13 protein-coding genes are annotated in these 15,246 nt (G+C 35.3%); 6 read left to right on the forward strand and 7 right to left on the reverse strand.

Annotated elements, in window-relative coordinates; genetic code table 11:
• Nucleotides 1-176: 176 nt before the first annotated feature.
• The 6 genes from ABMY20_RS10700 to ABMY20_RS10725 form a co-directional block, all read right to left on the reverse strand.
• Nucleotides 177-1,115 (reverse strand): acetylornithine carbamoyltransferase, encoded by a 939-nt coding sequence (locus tag ABMY20_RS10700; protein WP_349265274.1) that lies wholly within the window; start codon nucleotides 1,113-1,115, stop codon nucleotides 177-179.
• The gene (locus ABMY20_RS10705) at nucleotides 1,112-2,239 is read right to left on the reverse strand and encodes an aminotransferase class III-fold pyridoxal phosphate-dependent enzyme (protein WP_349265275.1); all 1,128 of its coding nucleotides are present in this window, start codon (nucleotides 2,237-2,239) and stop codon (nucleotides 1,112-1,114) included. The genes ABMY20_RS10700 and ABMY20_RS10705 overlap by 4 nt, the downstream gene beginning before the upstream one ends.
• Nucleotides 2,239-3,036, reverse strand: a complete 798-nt coding sequence (gene proC, locus ABMY20_RS10710; RefSeq protein WP_349265276.1) for a pyrroline-5-carboxylate reductase — start codon at nucleotides 3,034-3,036, stop codon at nucleotides 2,239-2,241. The genes ABMY20_RS10705 and proC overlap by 1 nt, the downstream gene beginning before the upstream one ends.
• Before the next feature lie 91 nt (nucleotides 3,037-3,127).
• Complete coding sequence (argC, locus tag ABMY20_RS10715) at nucleotides 3,128-4,105, reverse strand: N-acetyl-gamma-glutamyl-phosphate reductase (RefSeq protein ID WP_349265277.1); 978 nt, start codon at nucleotides 4,103-4,105, stop codon at nucleotides 3,128-3,130.
• A gap of 153 nt (nucleotides 4,106-4,258) precedes the next feature.
• Nucleotides 4,259-5,437 carry an argininosuccinate synthase gene (argG, locus tag ABMY20_RS10720; protein WP_349265278.1) on the reverse strand — a complete coding sequence of 393 codons (1,179 nt, stop codon included), beginning with the start codon at nucleotides 5,435-5,437 and terminating at the stop codon, nucleotides 4,259-4,261.
• The gene (locus tag ABMY20_RS10725; protein WP_349265279.1) at nucleotides 5,434-6,045 is read right to left on the reverse strand and encodes a GNAT family N-acetyltransferase; all 612 of its coding nucleotides are present in this window, start codon (nucleotides 6,043-6,045) and stop codon (nucleotides 5,434-5,436) included. Before ABMY20_RS10725 ends, argG begins: the two co-directional genes overlap by 4 nt.
• 903 nt (nucleotides 6,046-6,948) lie before the next feature.
• Here ABMY20_RS10725 and ABMY20_RS10730 point away from each other — a divergent pair.
• The 6 genes from ABMY20_RS10730 (at nucleotide 6,949) to ilvA (ending at nucleotide 14,747) form a co-directional block, all read left to right on the forward strand.
• Nucleotides 6,949-7,836, forward strand: coding sequence for a branched-chain amino acid transaminase (locus tag ABMY20_RS10730; protein WP_349265280.1), 888 nt, complete (start codon nucleotides 6,949-6,951; stop codon nucleotides 7,834-7,836).
• A gap of 1 nt (nucleotide 7,837) precedes the next feature.
• A complete protein-coding gene (gene ilvD, locus ABMY20_RS10735) occupies nucleotides 7,838-9,514 on the forward strand; it encodes a dihydroxy-acid dehydratase (RefSeq protein WP_349265281.1) in 1,677 nt (558 codons plus the stop codon).
• A gap of 167 nt (nucleotides 9,515-9,681) precedes the next feature.
• Entirely contained in the window at nucleotides 9,682-11,415 is a 1,734-nt protein-coding gene (gene ilvB, locus ABMY20_RS10740) for a biosynthetic-type acetolactate synthase large subunit (protein WP_349265282.1), read from the forward strand.
• A 6-nt stretch (nucleotides 11,416-11,421) separates the two neighbouring features.
• Nucleotides 11,422-11,949 carry an acetolactate synthase small subunit gene (ilvN, locus tag ABMY20_RS10745; protein ID WP_349265283.1) on the forward strand — a complete coding sequence of 176 codons (528 nt, stop codon included), beginning with the start codon at nucleotides 11,422-11,424 and terminating at the stop codon, nucleotides 11,947-11,949.
• A 25-nt stretch (nucleotides 11,950-11,974) separates the two neighbouring features.
• Entirely contained in the window at nucleotides 11,975-13,477 is a 1,503-nt protein-coding gene (gene ilvC / locus ABMY20_RS10750; protein ID WP_159491318.1) for a ketol-acid reductoisomerase, read from the forward strand.
• Nucleotides 13,478-13,481: 4 nt separating this feature from the next.
• Nucleotides 13,482-14,747, forward strand: coding sequence for a threonine ammonia-lyase IlvA (ilvA, locus tag ABMY20_RS10755; protein WP_349265284.1), 1,266 nt, complete (start codon nucleotides 13,482-13,484; stop codon nucleotides 14,745-14,747).
• 107 nt (nucleotides 14,748-14,854) lie between these two features.
• Here the strand turns inward: ilvA and ABMY20_RS10760 are convergent.
• The coding region (locus ABMY20_RS10760; protein WP_349265285.1) for an integrase core domain-containing protein at nucleotides 14,855-15,246 on the reverse strand (392 nt) is incomplete at its 5' end.

Raw genomic sequence — 15,246 nt, forward strand, 5'->3', positions numbered from 1 at the left:
TCACTCGTTATTTCTTTATACAGACAGTTTTCATATTTTAATTCTCTTTTAATTAAATGTCACGTCGAGTGATTTTTCGTACTGAAAGGAAGAAAAATTGTATCGAGACGTTTTCAAGTAGTTCTCGATACATCTCCCTCAGGTCGACACTCGAACTGACAAGTCAAAATTTAAATTCAGCTTAAATGAATTAAAATCTCTTTTAGTACTATCTGTGCAGCAAAGGTTCTGTTGTTGGCTTGTTCAATCACAAGAGAATTTTCACCATCTAAAACAGCGTCTTCCGCTACCACATTTCTTCTAATAGGTAAGCAGTGCATAAATTTAGCAGCGCCTAGTTTTTCCTGAGTAATCATCCACTTAGGGTCTTCATTTAGTATTTTACCATATTCATTAAAAGAACTCCAGTTTTTAGCATAGATAAAGTCGGCATTTTCAAAAGCTTTCTCTTGATCGTATTCGATAGGAAACTCTTGAGTAATTTCTGGATCTAGCTCATAACCTTCGGGATGCGTTATAACAAATTCTACCTCCATGTTGTGCATGAGGTGTACAAAACCATTGGCAACCGAATGTGGTAATGCTTTTGGGTGTGGAGCCCAAGACAACACAACTTTAGGTTTACCAACTTTTTTAGTTTCCGTAATAGTAATCGCATCTGCCAAGGCTTGCAACGGATGATCAGTAGCGCTTTCCATATTAATAACAGGAACTGAAGCGTATTTTATAAAACTGTTGAGTACAATTTCAGAGGTGTCTTTTTCTTTGTCTTTCAACGTCGGAAAAGCTCTTACCGCAATAATGTCGGTATATTGAGAAATTACTTTGGAAGCTTCTTTAATATGTTCTGAAGTACTTAAATTCATCACAGTACCGTCTTCAAACTCCATATTCCAAGCGTTGGTAATGTTTAACACACTTACTTCCATCCCTAAGTTTTTAGCCGCTTTTTCGGTACTTAACCTTGTACGTAAACTAGCATTAAAGAACAACAAGACTAAGGTTTTATGTTTTCCCAAATCAGCAAACTGATAGGGACTTTCTTTTAATTGAATAGCCTTTTGAATAGTTTCTGAAAGGTTTTCAATGTCTTTTAGGCTGGTGTATTTCTTCATGACAGTTCCTTTTTTAAAGCTTCAAAAAACATATCGATATGTTGCTTTTGAATGGTTAATGGTGGAAGGATTCTTAATAAGTTCGGATTCTTAGCGCTTCCTGTAAAAATTTGATGTTTGAATATTAGGTTCTTTCTTAGCTCAGCAATAGGAAAATCGAATTCTAATCCTAACATAAGACCTCTTCCTTTTACAGCTTTTAGTTGTGGAATTGAAGCTGTTTGTTCCATAAAATATGCAGCAATTTGCTGTACATTTTCCATCAATTGTTCTTTTTGGATGGTTTCAAGAACAGCTAAGGAAGCAGCACAGGCTAAGTGATTACCGCCAAAGGTAGTCCCCAACAAACCGTAAGAAGCCTCAATACTTGGATGGATTAAGATTCCACCCACAGGAAATCCGTTCCCCATTCCTTTTGCCATGGAAATAATATGCGGAGTAATGCCGTGTTTTTGAAAAGCAAAGAAATCACCCGTTCTACCAAATCCGCACTGAATTTCATCAGCAATTAATAGCGTGTTGTATTGTTTACATAGTTTTTCTAACCCTTGGTAAAAAGTAGTTGATGCTTCGTCTAATCCACCAATACCTTGAATGGTTTCAATAATAATGGCACAAACATCATTGTTTTGTAAGACTTTTTCAACACCTGCTAAATCTTCAAACTCTAAAAAGATAACTTCTTGTTGCGCATTGATAGGCGCTACAATCTTAGGATTATCGGTTGCTGCTACGGCTGCAGAAGTACGTCCGTGAAAAGAATTCTTAAAAGAGATTACCTTTTGCTTACCAGTGTGAAAAGAGGCTAGTTTTAACGCATTTTCATTGGCTTCTGCTCCTGAGTTACACAAGAATAACTGATAGTCTTTACAACAAGAAATGTTTTCTAGTTGGTCAGCCAATTCAACCTGTAACGGATTCTGAATCGCGTTGCTATAAAAGCCTAGTTTGCTCACTTGTTCACTAATGTTTTTAACATAGGCAGGGTGTGAGTGCCCGATAGAAATTACGGCATGTCCGCCATATAAATCTAAATATTCTGTGCCTTTATCGTCGTATACATATACATTGTTGGCGGTTACTGGGGTTATATCAAATAGAGGATATACGTTAAATAAACTCATTAGTTTTCTTTTTTTATGGTGTTAATTTTGTTGAATGAAGCAACCATTCCCTGTATTAAAGCAGCACTTAAACCTTTGTGTTCCATTTCATTCAAACCTTCGATGGTACAGCCTTTTGGAGTGGTAACTTTATCGATTTCTTCTTCAGGATGATTTCCTGTAGCTATGAGTAAGTTGGCAGCACCTTCACTAGTATGCATAGCGAGTTCTTGTGCTTCTTTTGCATCGAAACCTAACTGAATAGCGGCTTGTGTAGTTGCCCGTATTAAGCGCATCCAAAAAGCAATTCCACTAGCACATATTACGGTGGCTACTTGCATTTGATCTTCAGGAATAATCATAGAAGTTCCTAGTTGATTAAAAATAGTTGTAGCTATTTCTAAATCTTCCTTCTTTTGAGTATTACCACTAAGACAAGTCATAGATTTTCCAACGGCAATAGCAGTGTTAGGCATGGCTCTGATAATAGTAGTATCTGAACCAATAAGCGCTTCCATTTTTTGAATAGAGAAACCAGCAACTGTAGAAATCACTAAATGATTGTCTGATAATAGAGGAGCAGTTTCTTTTAAAATAGTTTCTAAATGTGTTGGTTGTACTGCAAAAATTAGTACATCAGATGCTGTGATTGCTTCCTTGTTATTAGAACTAATGAAAACGTTGGGTGCCTCTTTAAATTCATTGAGTTCTTCAATATTTCTTTTGGTTAAGAAAAGTTGAGAGAATGATTTGTTTTGTATCAATCCTTTAGCGATTGATTTTCCTAAGTTACCTGTTCCTATAATTGCTATTTTCATTTGAGAAAGTTTAGTTTAGATAATGTATTTTGTATTATTCACTTCTTGTATTAAGACATTCATTTTGGTTTACTTAATCCCTCTGTGAGGGTTAAAAATAGTTGGCTTTTAATTGTAATCCTGTATTCTCTTGAAAACCAAACATCAGGTTCATGTTTTGGACTGCTTGCCCAGAAGCTCCTTTTAATAAATTGTCAATGATGCTTGTTATTAGAAGTTTATCTCCGTGTTTATGCAGATGAATTAAACACTTATTGGTGTTTACTACCTGTTTTAAATGTAGCTCTTGGTCTGCCATATGAGTAAAAACAGCGTCTTTATAATACTCTGCATATAATTGTTTCGCTTCGTCTAAGGTTCCCTCAAAATGTGTGTACTGCGTAGCGTAAATACCTCTTGAAAAATTTCCTCTGTTTGGTAAAAACAAAACTTCAGAATCAAAACTGGTTTGAAGTGTATGTATAGTTTGATTGATTTCTCCTAAATGCTGATGGGTAAAAGGCTTGTAGTACGAAAAATTATTATCTCTCCACGTAAAGTGCGTGGTTGCTGATAATGAAGTACCTGCTCCAGTAGCACCAGTAACCGCATTGACATGTACATCATTCTGTAATAAACCAGTGTCAGCTAATGGAAGTAAACCTAATTGAATAGCCGTAGCAAAACACCCTGGGTTGGCAATATAAGAAGCATTTTGTATAGCTTCCTTTTGAAACTCAGGTAAACCATACACAAACTCTTTTCCTTGAAAATTACTATCTGCTTTTAGTCTGAAATCATTTCCTAAATCAATAATTTTTGTATGATTTGAGAAGGTATGCGTTTCTAAAAACTTCTTAGAATTTCCGTGTCCTAAACATAAAAATAGTACATCTACAGTTGTATTAATTTCATTAGTAAAGGTTAGTTCAGTGCTTCCTACCAAGTCCTGATGTACATTCGCTATTTTATTACCGGCATTAGAAGTGCTATACACAAAATTAATAGTTGCTTTTGGATGTTGTAATAAAAGCCTAATTAATTCTCCAGCTGTATAACCTGCACCTCCGATGATTCCTACTTGTATCATATTGTTTGTTGTTTACTCACTAAGTGAGATTTGTCATTTGTTTGTATTGTTATCAGTTAATTTTTAGAGATCATCACGTCGTTATCACTCCTCATAATGACGTGTCATTGCGAGTGAAACGTGGCAATCTGTTCATTGATAACTGATAATTGTTTACTGATTCACCTGTTGATATATTTTATTCTGATTTCCTAAGATTTTGATGAAACCTTTAGCATCTTCAGCAGTCCAACCTTTGTTTAGTTCACCGTAGCTACCAAATTTGGCATTCATTAAATCATGTGGAGAATCAATTCCATCTAGTGTAAAATGATATGGTTTTAGCGTTACAAAAACATCACCCGTAACTTTTGACTGACTGTTTTCTAAAAAAGCTTCCATATCTCTCATTACAGGATCTAAATACTGACCTTCATGTAAATGCATCCCATAAAAGCTAGCTAAATACTCTTTGTGTTGCAATTGCCATTTTGTTAAGGTGTGCTTTTCTAATAGATGATGTGCTTTGATAATAATTAAAGCGGCAGCAGCTTCAAAACCAACTCTTCCTTTAATTCCTACAATAGTATCGCCCACGTGAATATCTCTACCAATTCCGAATTTTGAGGCAATTTCATTCAATTGCTCAATGTTTTGCACAGGAGCTTTTTCATCATTATTAATAGCCGTTAATTCACCCTTTACAAAAGAAAGCTTTACTTGTTTAGGTGCTGTTTTTGTTACTTGAGAAGGGTAGGCGTGTTCTGGTAACGGATGTTCTGAAGTTAAAGTTTCTTCACCTCCCACACTGGTTCCCCACAAACCTTTGTTGACAGAATATTTAGCTTTTTCCCAAGACAAATCAATACCGTTACTTTTTAAATACTCGATTTCTTCCAGTCTTGAAAGCTGTAAATCTCTGATAGGGGTTATGATTTCAATTTCAGGAGCAATGGTTTGAAAAATCATATCAAACCTTACTTGATCATTCCCAGCACCTGTACTACCATGAGCAATATAACTAGCACCAATACTCTTAGCATAGTTTACTATTTCTATAGCTTGTATAATTCTTTCAGCACTTACCGAAAGTGGATACGTATTGTTTTTTAACACGTTACCAAAAATTAAGTACTTAATTACTTTATCGTAATAATCAGTTACGGCATTGATATTTTTATAGGTAGCCACACCCATTGTGTAAGCGTTGTGTTCAATCTTTTTAATTTCTTCGGAAGAAAATCCGCCAGTATTAACGCTAACAGCATGAACTTCATATCCTTGTTTTGATAAGCTTACCGCACAGTACGAAGTATCTAATCCGCCACTATAAGCAATTACTAATTTTTTCATTTTTTGTCTTTTTTTAGGAAGATGGTTTCCTTGATTCTTTTTAGTCTTTTAAAGACTTTCTCTTTTACTTTTATGTTCTGAGTTTTTTTGTTAGGATCGTATAGCATACCAGTACACAAACACATTCTTTGCTGAGTGCGTTGTAAAACATCGTAGTTTTTACAGGTCTGACAACCATTCCAAAAAGACTGATCTTCTGTAAGTTCAGAAAAGGTAACAGGTTTATAGCCTAGTTCGCTATTGAGTTTCATAACTGCCAAACCAGTTGTGATACTAAATATTTTGGCATTAGGAAACTTGGTTCTAGAATGCTCAAAAACTACTTTCTTAATTTGTTTGGCTAAACCAATGCCTCTATAGTTTGGGTGAACAATTAACCCAGAATTGGCTACAAATTTGCCATGACTCCAGGCTTCGATATAACAAAAGCCAGCAAATTGATCGCCATCTAAGGCAATAACAGCGTTGCCATTTTCTAGCTTTGTAATGATGTATTCTGGTTTTCTTTTGGCAATTCCTGTGCCTCTAACCAGAGCAGCTTCGTCAATAGTTTGACAAATAATTTCGGCATACTTACTATGCGATTGATCAGCAATAACAACTCTCATTGAAATTGATTTTAGATAAACATTTTGTTAAAAATCGGTGGTTTAAAAAGAAGAACCGGACACACCTAGGTTCCCAAAATGAAGTAGTACCCTTACGGGCGACGTCGGATAAAAATAGGTCGTACAACAGTAATGTTATTGAAAACAATAACAAGAGTTAATAACGATATAAAAATGTAGATTATAGAAATCAAAAGAATGAAAATAAAATTATACAACACTCAGTTTAGGACAAAAGGAAGACTAGCGTCGGTTGAAAGACCGCACTAAAAAACTGGGTATATAGTTGTATATTTTATTTGTTTGCATAACGGCACAAATCTATAAAATAAATTTTGATAAATGCTAAATAAAAAATAAAAACTTTTATAATGTTAAGTAAAACAGTGGGTTAGGAGGTGTGTTTTTAAGGGGAGAAATAAAAAAGTCAAAAAAATATTAGGATAACTAAAAAATAATTTCAAATATTTGTGATATCAGATGAAAAAACAAATATTAAATATCATTTCTATTATTATTGTCATTGTGATTATTTCACAAGGATAGGGAAGCGGTACTTAATATTTAACATATAAATTAATAAAGAAGGCTTCCTAAATTTAGGAAGCCTTTTTTAGTTGCAAAAAACATGAATCAAATTTTTAACATCGTGGTAATTATTATTGTCATTATTAGCTCTCCACCGAGTTGATACAGATAGTTATTGCCTATAAGAAAGCCTGTATCTAACTCTAGATACAGGCTTTTTTTATTCCGTGAATATCATAATGATTTGGTTTTAAGTAATTGGTTTTGAGTTTTTTGCTTGTTTTTTGGAGTCAGTGAAAATCATCAAAGCCTTACAAAACAAGAAAGTAAATTAAAAAGCGAAAAATAATTTTGAACAGCAAAACAACTGAAAAAATGTATTACAACGAAGAAACAGTAATCTATTACAACGGAGAGTTTATCAAAGCCGTAGACGCAAGCGCTAACTTGTATAGTCAAAGTTTACACTATGGAAATGGGGTTTTCGAAGGTATAAGAGCATACAATACCAACGAAGGAACTAAAATTTTTAAGTCATATGAGCATTACAAAAGGCTTAAGTATGGAGCAGAAGTCATGAATATTCAATTGGAGTATTCTGAAGAACAACTAACGCAAATTACTTATGAATTATTGGAACGTAATGGTTTAAAAGACGCATACATCCGTCCGTTAGTCACTACAGGATCAGATATGAGTTTGTTAACTTCTAAAGAGACGAATTTAGTAATACAATGTTGGGAGTGGGGCAAGTACATGGGAGATAAATTACTTAGAGTAAAAACATCATCGTTTCAGCGTCCGAATCCGAAGTCATGTTTTGTAGAAGCAAAAGTAACAGGGCACTATACAAACTCAATATTATCAACTAACGAAGCAAAGAATAATGGGTATGATGAAGCATTGTTATTAGATATGAACGGCAATGTAGCTGAATGTTCTGGAGCAAATGTTTTTATGCAGAAAGAAGGGAAGTTATACACGCCACCTAGAGGTCATATCATGGCAGGAATTACTCGTGCTACGGTTATCGATTTATGTAAAGAAGAAGGAATCTCTGTTGAAGAAAAGCATTTCACTTTAGAAGAATTAAAAAATGCTGATGCTTGTTTTTTTACAGGAACTGCAGCCGAGGTAGTTGGCTTACAATCGCTAGACGACTATCAATTTCCACTAGCGTGGGAAAAATCACACGGGCACAAACTAATGAAATTATATAAAGACGAAGTATTAGGCTTACGTCAAAAACGTAAAGCAAGCTAACATGGAACTAAACAAATTTAGTAAACAAGTAACTCAAGACGATACGCAACCAGCAGCACAAGCTATGTTGCATGCTATAGGTTTGTCGAAATCAGATTTAGAAAAACCGTTGGTAGGAATTGCAAGTACAGGATATGAAGGGAATCCGTGTAATATGCACCTAAACGATTTAGCAAAATTGGTAAAAGAAGGAACTGAAAATGCTAATTTAGTAGGATTAATATTTAATACCATAGGCGTTTCCGACGGAATTTCTATGGGAACTCCAGGGATGCGCTATTCTCTACCATCTCGTGATGTAATTGCTGACTCTATGGAAACGGTAGTGCAAGCGATGTCGTATGACGGATTGGTAACCGTAGTGGGTTGTGATAAGAACATGCCAGGAGCCTTAATGGCAATGTTGCGTTTAAATCGTCCATCAGTTTTAGTATATGGAGGAACCATTGCCTCAGGATGTCATGAAGGAAAAAAGTTAGATGTGGTATCAGCTTTTGAAGCTTGGGGAGAGAAAGTTGCAGGAACTATTACTCAAAAAGAATATCAAAGTGTTATTGAGAAAGCATGTCCAGGAGCAGGAGCTTGTGGAGGAATGTACACCGCAAATACGATGGCATCAGCAATTGAAGCCTTGGGTATGAGTTTGCCTTACAATTCATCCAATCCTGCAATTAGTGATAACAAAGAGCAAGAAAGTATTAAGGCAGGAGAAGCACTACGCGTATTACTAGAAAAAGACATCAAACCATCAGACATCGTTACTAAAAAATCGTTAGAAAATGCAGTGCGGTTGGTAACGGTTATGGGAGGTTCTACCAATGCAGTATTACACTTTTTAGCCATAGCAAAAGCAGCAGATGTGCAATTTACTTTGGAAGATTTTCAACGTATTTCTGATGAAACGCCATTCCTAGCCGATTTAAAACCTAGCGGAAAATATTTAATGGAGGATGTGCATAAAGTAGGTGGTACACCGGCAGTTTTAAAGTATTTACTAGAAAAAGGGTTATTACATGGAGATTGTTTAACCGTAACAGGAAAAACACTAGCAGAAAATTTAGCAACAGTTCCAAGTTTAACGGAAGGGCAAGAAGTAATTAAACCAACAGAACAACCTATCAAAGCTACGGGACATTTACGAATGCTCTATGGAAATTTAGCTAAAGAAGGCTCTGTAGCGAAAATAACAGGAAAGGAAGGGTTGTATTTTTCAGGAAAAGCAAAAGTTTTTGAAGGTGAATATGAGGCTAATGATGGAATACGAGACGGAAAGGTTGAAAAAGGAGATGTTGTAGTAATTCGTTATGAAGGACCTAAAGGAGGACCAGGAATGCCAGAAATGCTAAAGCCAACAGCTGCTATTATGGGAGCAGGGTTAGGTAAAGATGTTGCTCTAATTACAGATGGTCGTTTCTCGGGAGGAACGCACGGATTTGTAGTAGGGCATATCACACCAGAAGCACAAGAAGGAGGTGTAATAGCTTTGGTAAAAGATGGAGATACCATAACTATCAATGCAGAAACGAATACGATTAATCTAGAAGTTTCAGAAGAAGAGTTAACTAAAAGAAAACAAGAATGGATAGCTCCACCTTTAAAAGTGAAAAGGGGAGTGTTATATAAATATGCAAGAACAGTAGCATCAGCATCTAACGGATGTGTAACCGACGAATTTTAATCGCAGGGCGATAGCCAGAAGATAAATTTCTTGAGGCTTGCCTAAAGGTGTTTGATTTTTAGATAAAGACGAGAGAATTAAGATTCAAGACTACATATAGTAGCACTAAAAATTTAATAAAAATAACTAAGCATATAGCTAAAAGCTAAAAGCATAAAGCTGAGTTTATGGAAACAAAAACGAAACAACAAACAGAACAAGAAATCACACAAAAAGTAACCATTACAGGTGCAGAAGCTGTAGTAAGATGTTTATTAGCAGAAGGAGTCGATTTATTGTATGGGTATCCAGGAGGAGCTATTATGCCTGTATATGATGAGCTGTATAAATATCAAGATAAATTACATCATGTATTAACACGTCACGAGCAAGGAGCAACTCATGCAGCACAAGGCTATGCGCGAGCTACAGGTAAAGTAGGAGTTGCCATGGCAACTTCGGGTCCAGGAGCAACTAACCTAATTACTGGTATTGCCGATGCACAGATAGATTCTACGCCAATGGTATGTATTACAGGACAAGTAGGAGCACACTTATTAGGGTCTGATGCTTTTCAAGAAACAGATATCGTAGGTATTTCAACTCCAGTAACGAAGTGGAATTATCAGATAACCAAAGCAAGTGAGATCCCCGAAGTAATGGCAAAAGCATTTTACATCGCCCGTTCAGGAAGACCAGGACCTGTTTTGGTTGATATAACTAAAAATGCGCAGTTTGAAGAGTTTGATTTTGAATATAAAAAATGTACTTCAGTGCGAAGTTATCAACCTGTTCCGAGTATGAACATCCAAAGTGTTGAAGCAGCTGTTGAGTTGATTAATAACGCGGAAAGACCATTTATAGTTTGGGGACAAGGAGTAATACTAGGAGAAGCAGAAGAAGAATTTAAAGCTTTTATAGAGAAAGCAGGAATTCCATCGGCAAGTACGTTGTTAGGCTTATCGGCTTTACCAACCAAACACCCTTTACATGTTGGAATGGTAGGAATGCATGGTAATTACAGTCCGAATAAATTGACCAACGAATGTGATGTGTTAATAGCTGTTGGAATGCGCTTTGACGATCGTGTTACTGGGGATTTAAGCCGTTATGCGAAACAAGCTAAAGTGGTGCATTTTGAAATAGATCCTGCGGAAGTTGACAAAAATGTAAAGACAGACGTAGCTGTTTTAGGAAATGTAAAAGAAACCTTAACGGTAGCACTTTCTCTTTTAGAAGAAAACTCACACAAAGAATGGTTACAAGAATTTAGAAACCTTGATGCTGTAGAGTTTGATAACGTGATAAAAAATGATTTGTTTCCAACGAAAGAAGGGTTAACAATGGGAGAGGTTATCAAGCAAATAAATGAAGCTTCTGAAGGAAAAGCCATTGTAGTTACTGATGTTGGACAACATCAAATGATAGCAAGTCGTTATGCAGAATTCAATCAAACGAAAAGTAATATTACATCAGGTGGATTAGGAACTATGGGTTTTGCTTTACCTGCGGCAATTGGAGCTAAAATGGGAACCCCAGAGCGTGAGGTAGTTGCTGTTATTGGTGACGGAGGTTACCAAATGACCATACAAGAACTCGGAACTATTTTACAAACCAAAGCAGCGGTAAAAATTGTAGTGCTTAACAATGAGTTTTTAGGAATGGTACGTCAGTGGCAACAGTTGTTTTTTGACAAGAGATATGCTTCTACAGTAATGACAAATCCTGATTTTGTAGCAATTGCAAAAGGTTATCATCTAGCAGCTAACAGAGTAACTAAAAGAGAAGAATTAGCAAGTGCTGTAGTAGAAATGATGGCAAGTAAAGAGGCTTATTTCTTAGAGGTTTGTGTAGAAAAGGAAGATAATGTATTTCCAATGATTCCAACAGGAGCGTCAGTATCTGATGTTCGATTAAAATAAGAAAATATGAGTACAAAAAACACTTATACAATTTCAATATATACTGAAAATAACGTAGGCTTGTTAAATAGAATATCAGCAATATTTCAACGAAGACATATCAATATTGAGAGTATCAACAGCTCTTCTTCAGAAATTAAAAGTGTGTCGAGAATTACACTTTTGGTTAAGATTACAGAGGAACAAATGAAAAAAATAATTGGTCAAATAGAAAAGCAAGTAGAGGTAATCAAAGCTTTTTATCATACCGATGAAGAAACGATTTATCAAGAATCGTGTTTATTCAAACTAAGTACCGATTTGTTAACGGATAATGATGAAATTCAAACTATTATCAACCAAAGTAAATCAAGAGTCATCAATGTAAATAAAAACTTTTTTGTTTTGGAAAAATCAGGACGTAAAGAAGAAGTAGAAGAACTCTATCACATATTAGATAAACATGGTATAAAGCAATTTGTTCGTTCAGGAAGAATTGCGGTTACTAAAGAAGAAATGCCAGTATCGCAACTATTACAATTAATACAGCAATAAACAAACAACACAAATACAACAAGAAATGGAAAATTATTTCAACCAATTATCATTAAGAGAACAGTTAGAACAGTTAGGGAAATGTAGATTTATGAATGCTGAAGAGTTTTCAGAAGGAATTGAAGCATTAGAAGATAAAAAAGTGGTAATTGTAGGGTGTGGAGCACAAGGATTGAACCAAGGATTAAACATGCGTGATTCTGGTTTGGATGTTTCGTATGCTTTACGTGAAGCAGCCATTAAAGAGCAACGTCAGTCATTCAAAAACGCAACCGAACACGGTTTTGAAGTAGGAACATACGAAGAATTAATTCCTATTGCTGATTTGGTATGTAATTTAACACCTGATAAACAGCATACACAGGTAGTAAATGCAGTAATGCCATTAATGAAGTCAGGGGCGACGTTATCATATTCTCACGGATTTAATATTGTTGAAGAAGGTATGCAAGTACGTAAAGATTTGACCGTAATTATGGTAGCGCCAAAGTGCCCCGGAACAGAAGTTAGAGAGGAATACTTGAGAGGGTTTGGAGTACCAACATTAATCGCAGTGCATCCAGAAAATGATCCTGAGAATAAAGGATTAGCACAAGCAAAAGCCTATGCGTATGCAACAGGTGGGCATAAAGCAGGAGTGTTAGAATCATCGTTTGTTGCTGAGGTAAAATCAGACTTAATGGGTGAACAAACCATCTTGTGTGGAGTGTTACAAACAGGATCAATTTTGTCTTTTAATAAAATGGTTGAAGAAGGAGTAGAGCCAGCGTACGCTTCTAAGTTAATTCAATACGGATGGGAAACGATTACAGAAGCATTAAAGCACGGAGGGATTACCAATATGATGGATCGTTTATCAAATCCTGCAAAAATTAAAGCTTACCAACTTTCTGAAGAATTGAAAGAAGTGTTAGCTCCGTTGTTTAATAAACACATGGATGATATCATGTCAGGACATTTTTCAAAAACCATGATGGAAGATTGGGCAAAAGATGATGTAAATCTATTAACATGGAGAGCAGCTACTGGAGAAACGCAATTTGAGAAAACAGCAGCTACTTCTGAAGAAATCTCAGAACAAGCCTATTTTGATAAAGGAACTTTATTAGTTGCTTTTGTTAAAGCTGGAGTTGAGTTAGCTTTTGAAACGATGGTGAAATCAGGAATTATTTCGGCATCAGCATACTATGAATCGTTACACGAATTACCATTAATAGCCAATACGGTAGCACGTAAGAAGTTGTTTGAAATGAACCGTATTATTTCTGATACTGCTGAATACGGATGCTACTTATTCGACCATGCAGCAAAACCAATATTGATTGATTTTATGAAATCGATAAATACTGATGTTATTGGAAAAGAGTACAGTGCTACCAACGAAGTAGATAATCTAGAATTAATTAAAGTGAATAGAGCAATTCGTAATCATCCTATTGAAAAAGTAGGAGCAGAATTGCGTGAAGCAATGACGGCTATGAAGGTAATAAAAACCAATGTAAGCAAAGAAGAACCCGTTTTAGCATAATCGTATGGAAGTTCAAAAAGAAACCTATTTTCCTAAATTATCTGCAATACAACAAGCTGCTACGACTTTACAAGAAGTCGTAGCAGTTACACCTTTGCAAGAAAATTTTAATTTATCCCAGCAATTCAATGCTACTATTTTATTAAAAAGAGAAGATTTACAACAGGTCCGTTCCTATAAAATTAGAGGAGCTTATAATAAGATAAGTTCATTAACAGAAGAGGAACTAACTAATGGAATTGTGTGTGCTAGTGCAGGAAATCATGCACAGGGAGTAGCCTTAGCATGTAGAAAAAAAGAAATCTATGGAACTATTTATATGCCTGCACCAACACCTAAACAAAAGGTAGAGCAGGTAAAAATGTTCGGTGGTGATTTTGTGGATATTCGATTGATAGGAGATACATTTGATGATGCTTACAAGGCTGCAAAACTTTTATCGGATAGTTTGCAAAAGACATTTGTACATCCATTTGATGATGAAAAAATTATTGAAGGGCAAGCCACAGTTGGTTTAGAAGTTTTAGAACAATCACAACAACCTATCGATTATGTTTTTGTGCCTGTGGGTGGTGGAGGATTGGCTTCTGGTTTATCAAGTGTTTTTAAATTGTTGTCTCCGAAAACAAAGATTATAGGAGTAGAACCTGCTGGTGCACCTTCTATGAAAAAATCCTTCGAAGCAAACAGGAATATTAAACTTGAAGACATAGATAAGTTTGTTGATGGAGCGGCAGTACAACAAGTAGGTGAGTTGACCTATAAAATTTGTCAAGAAAACTTAGCAGATATGCTAACTGTTCCTGAAGGGAAAGTATGTCAGACCATTTTAGAAATGTATAATAAAGAGGCAATAGTAGTTGAGCCTGCTGGAGCTTTGACGATAAGTGCACTTGATTTTTATAAAGAAGAATTGAAAGGTAAAAATGTAGTGTGTGTTATTAGTGGAAGTAATAATGATATCACTCGTACTGCCGAAATAAAAGAACGCGCATTGTTGTACGGTAAATTGAAGCATTATTTTATCATTCGTTTTCCACAACGTGCTGGAGCTTTAAAAGAGTTTGTAGCTGAGGTATTGGGAGAGAATGATGACATCACTTTTTTTGAATACTCTAAAAAAACAAACAGAGAAAACGGACCAGCTGTTGTAGGAATAGAACTAGAGAAAAAAGAAGATTTACAACCGTTAATTCGTAGAATGAAAGAACGTAGTTTTTATGGTGAATACCTAAACGATAAACCGAATTTATTTGAGTTCTTGGTGTAAAATAGATAAAACTGTCTAAGGTGTTATTTCGAACAAGGAAAGAGGAGGAATCTCTCAAAAACGAGTAACAAACAAAAGATTTCTCCCTTTGGTTGAAATTGTAAAGGTTAACTAATTCGTTGACAATTTTGGTTAAAAATATTAGGAGCCACACCATTTAAACTTTGGTGTGGTCTTTCTTGATTATAATAATAAATATATTGTAATATTTCCTCTTTCAAATGTTCTTTAGATTCAAAATAAGTTCCGTGGATTACGTCCTCTTCAATTGTTCTCCAAAAACGTTCAATTTTTCCATTGGTTTGTGGTCTATAAGGTTTAATATATCTATGCTTTATTTCTAATTCAGTAAGCATTCTTTCAAAAGGATGTCCTGCCTTAGATTTACTTTCTTTTTTACCAAACTCAGGACCATTATCAGTTAAAACTTCCTTGAACTTAATATTATAATGACTAGCAAGAATATTAAAGCTTCTAAGCCCAGAAAACATAGTTGTTA

This window comes from Tenacibaculum sp. SSH1-16, from assembly GCF_040104435.1.
Lineage (GTDB): Bacteria > Bacteroidota > Bacteroidia > Flavobacteriales > Flavobacteriaceae > Polaribacter > Polaribacter mesophilus.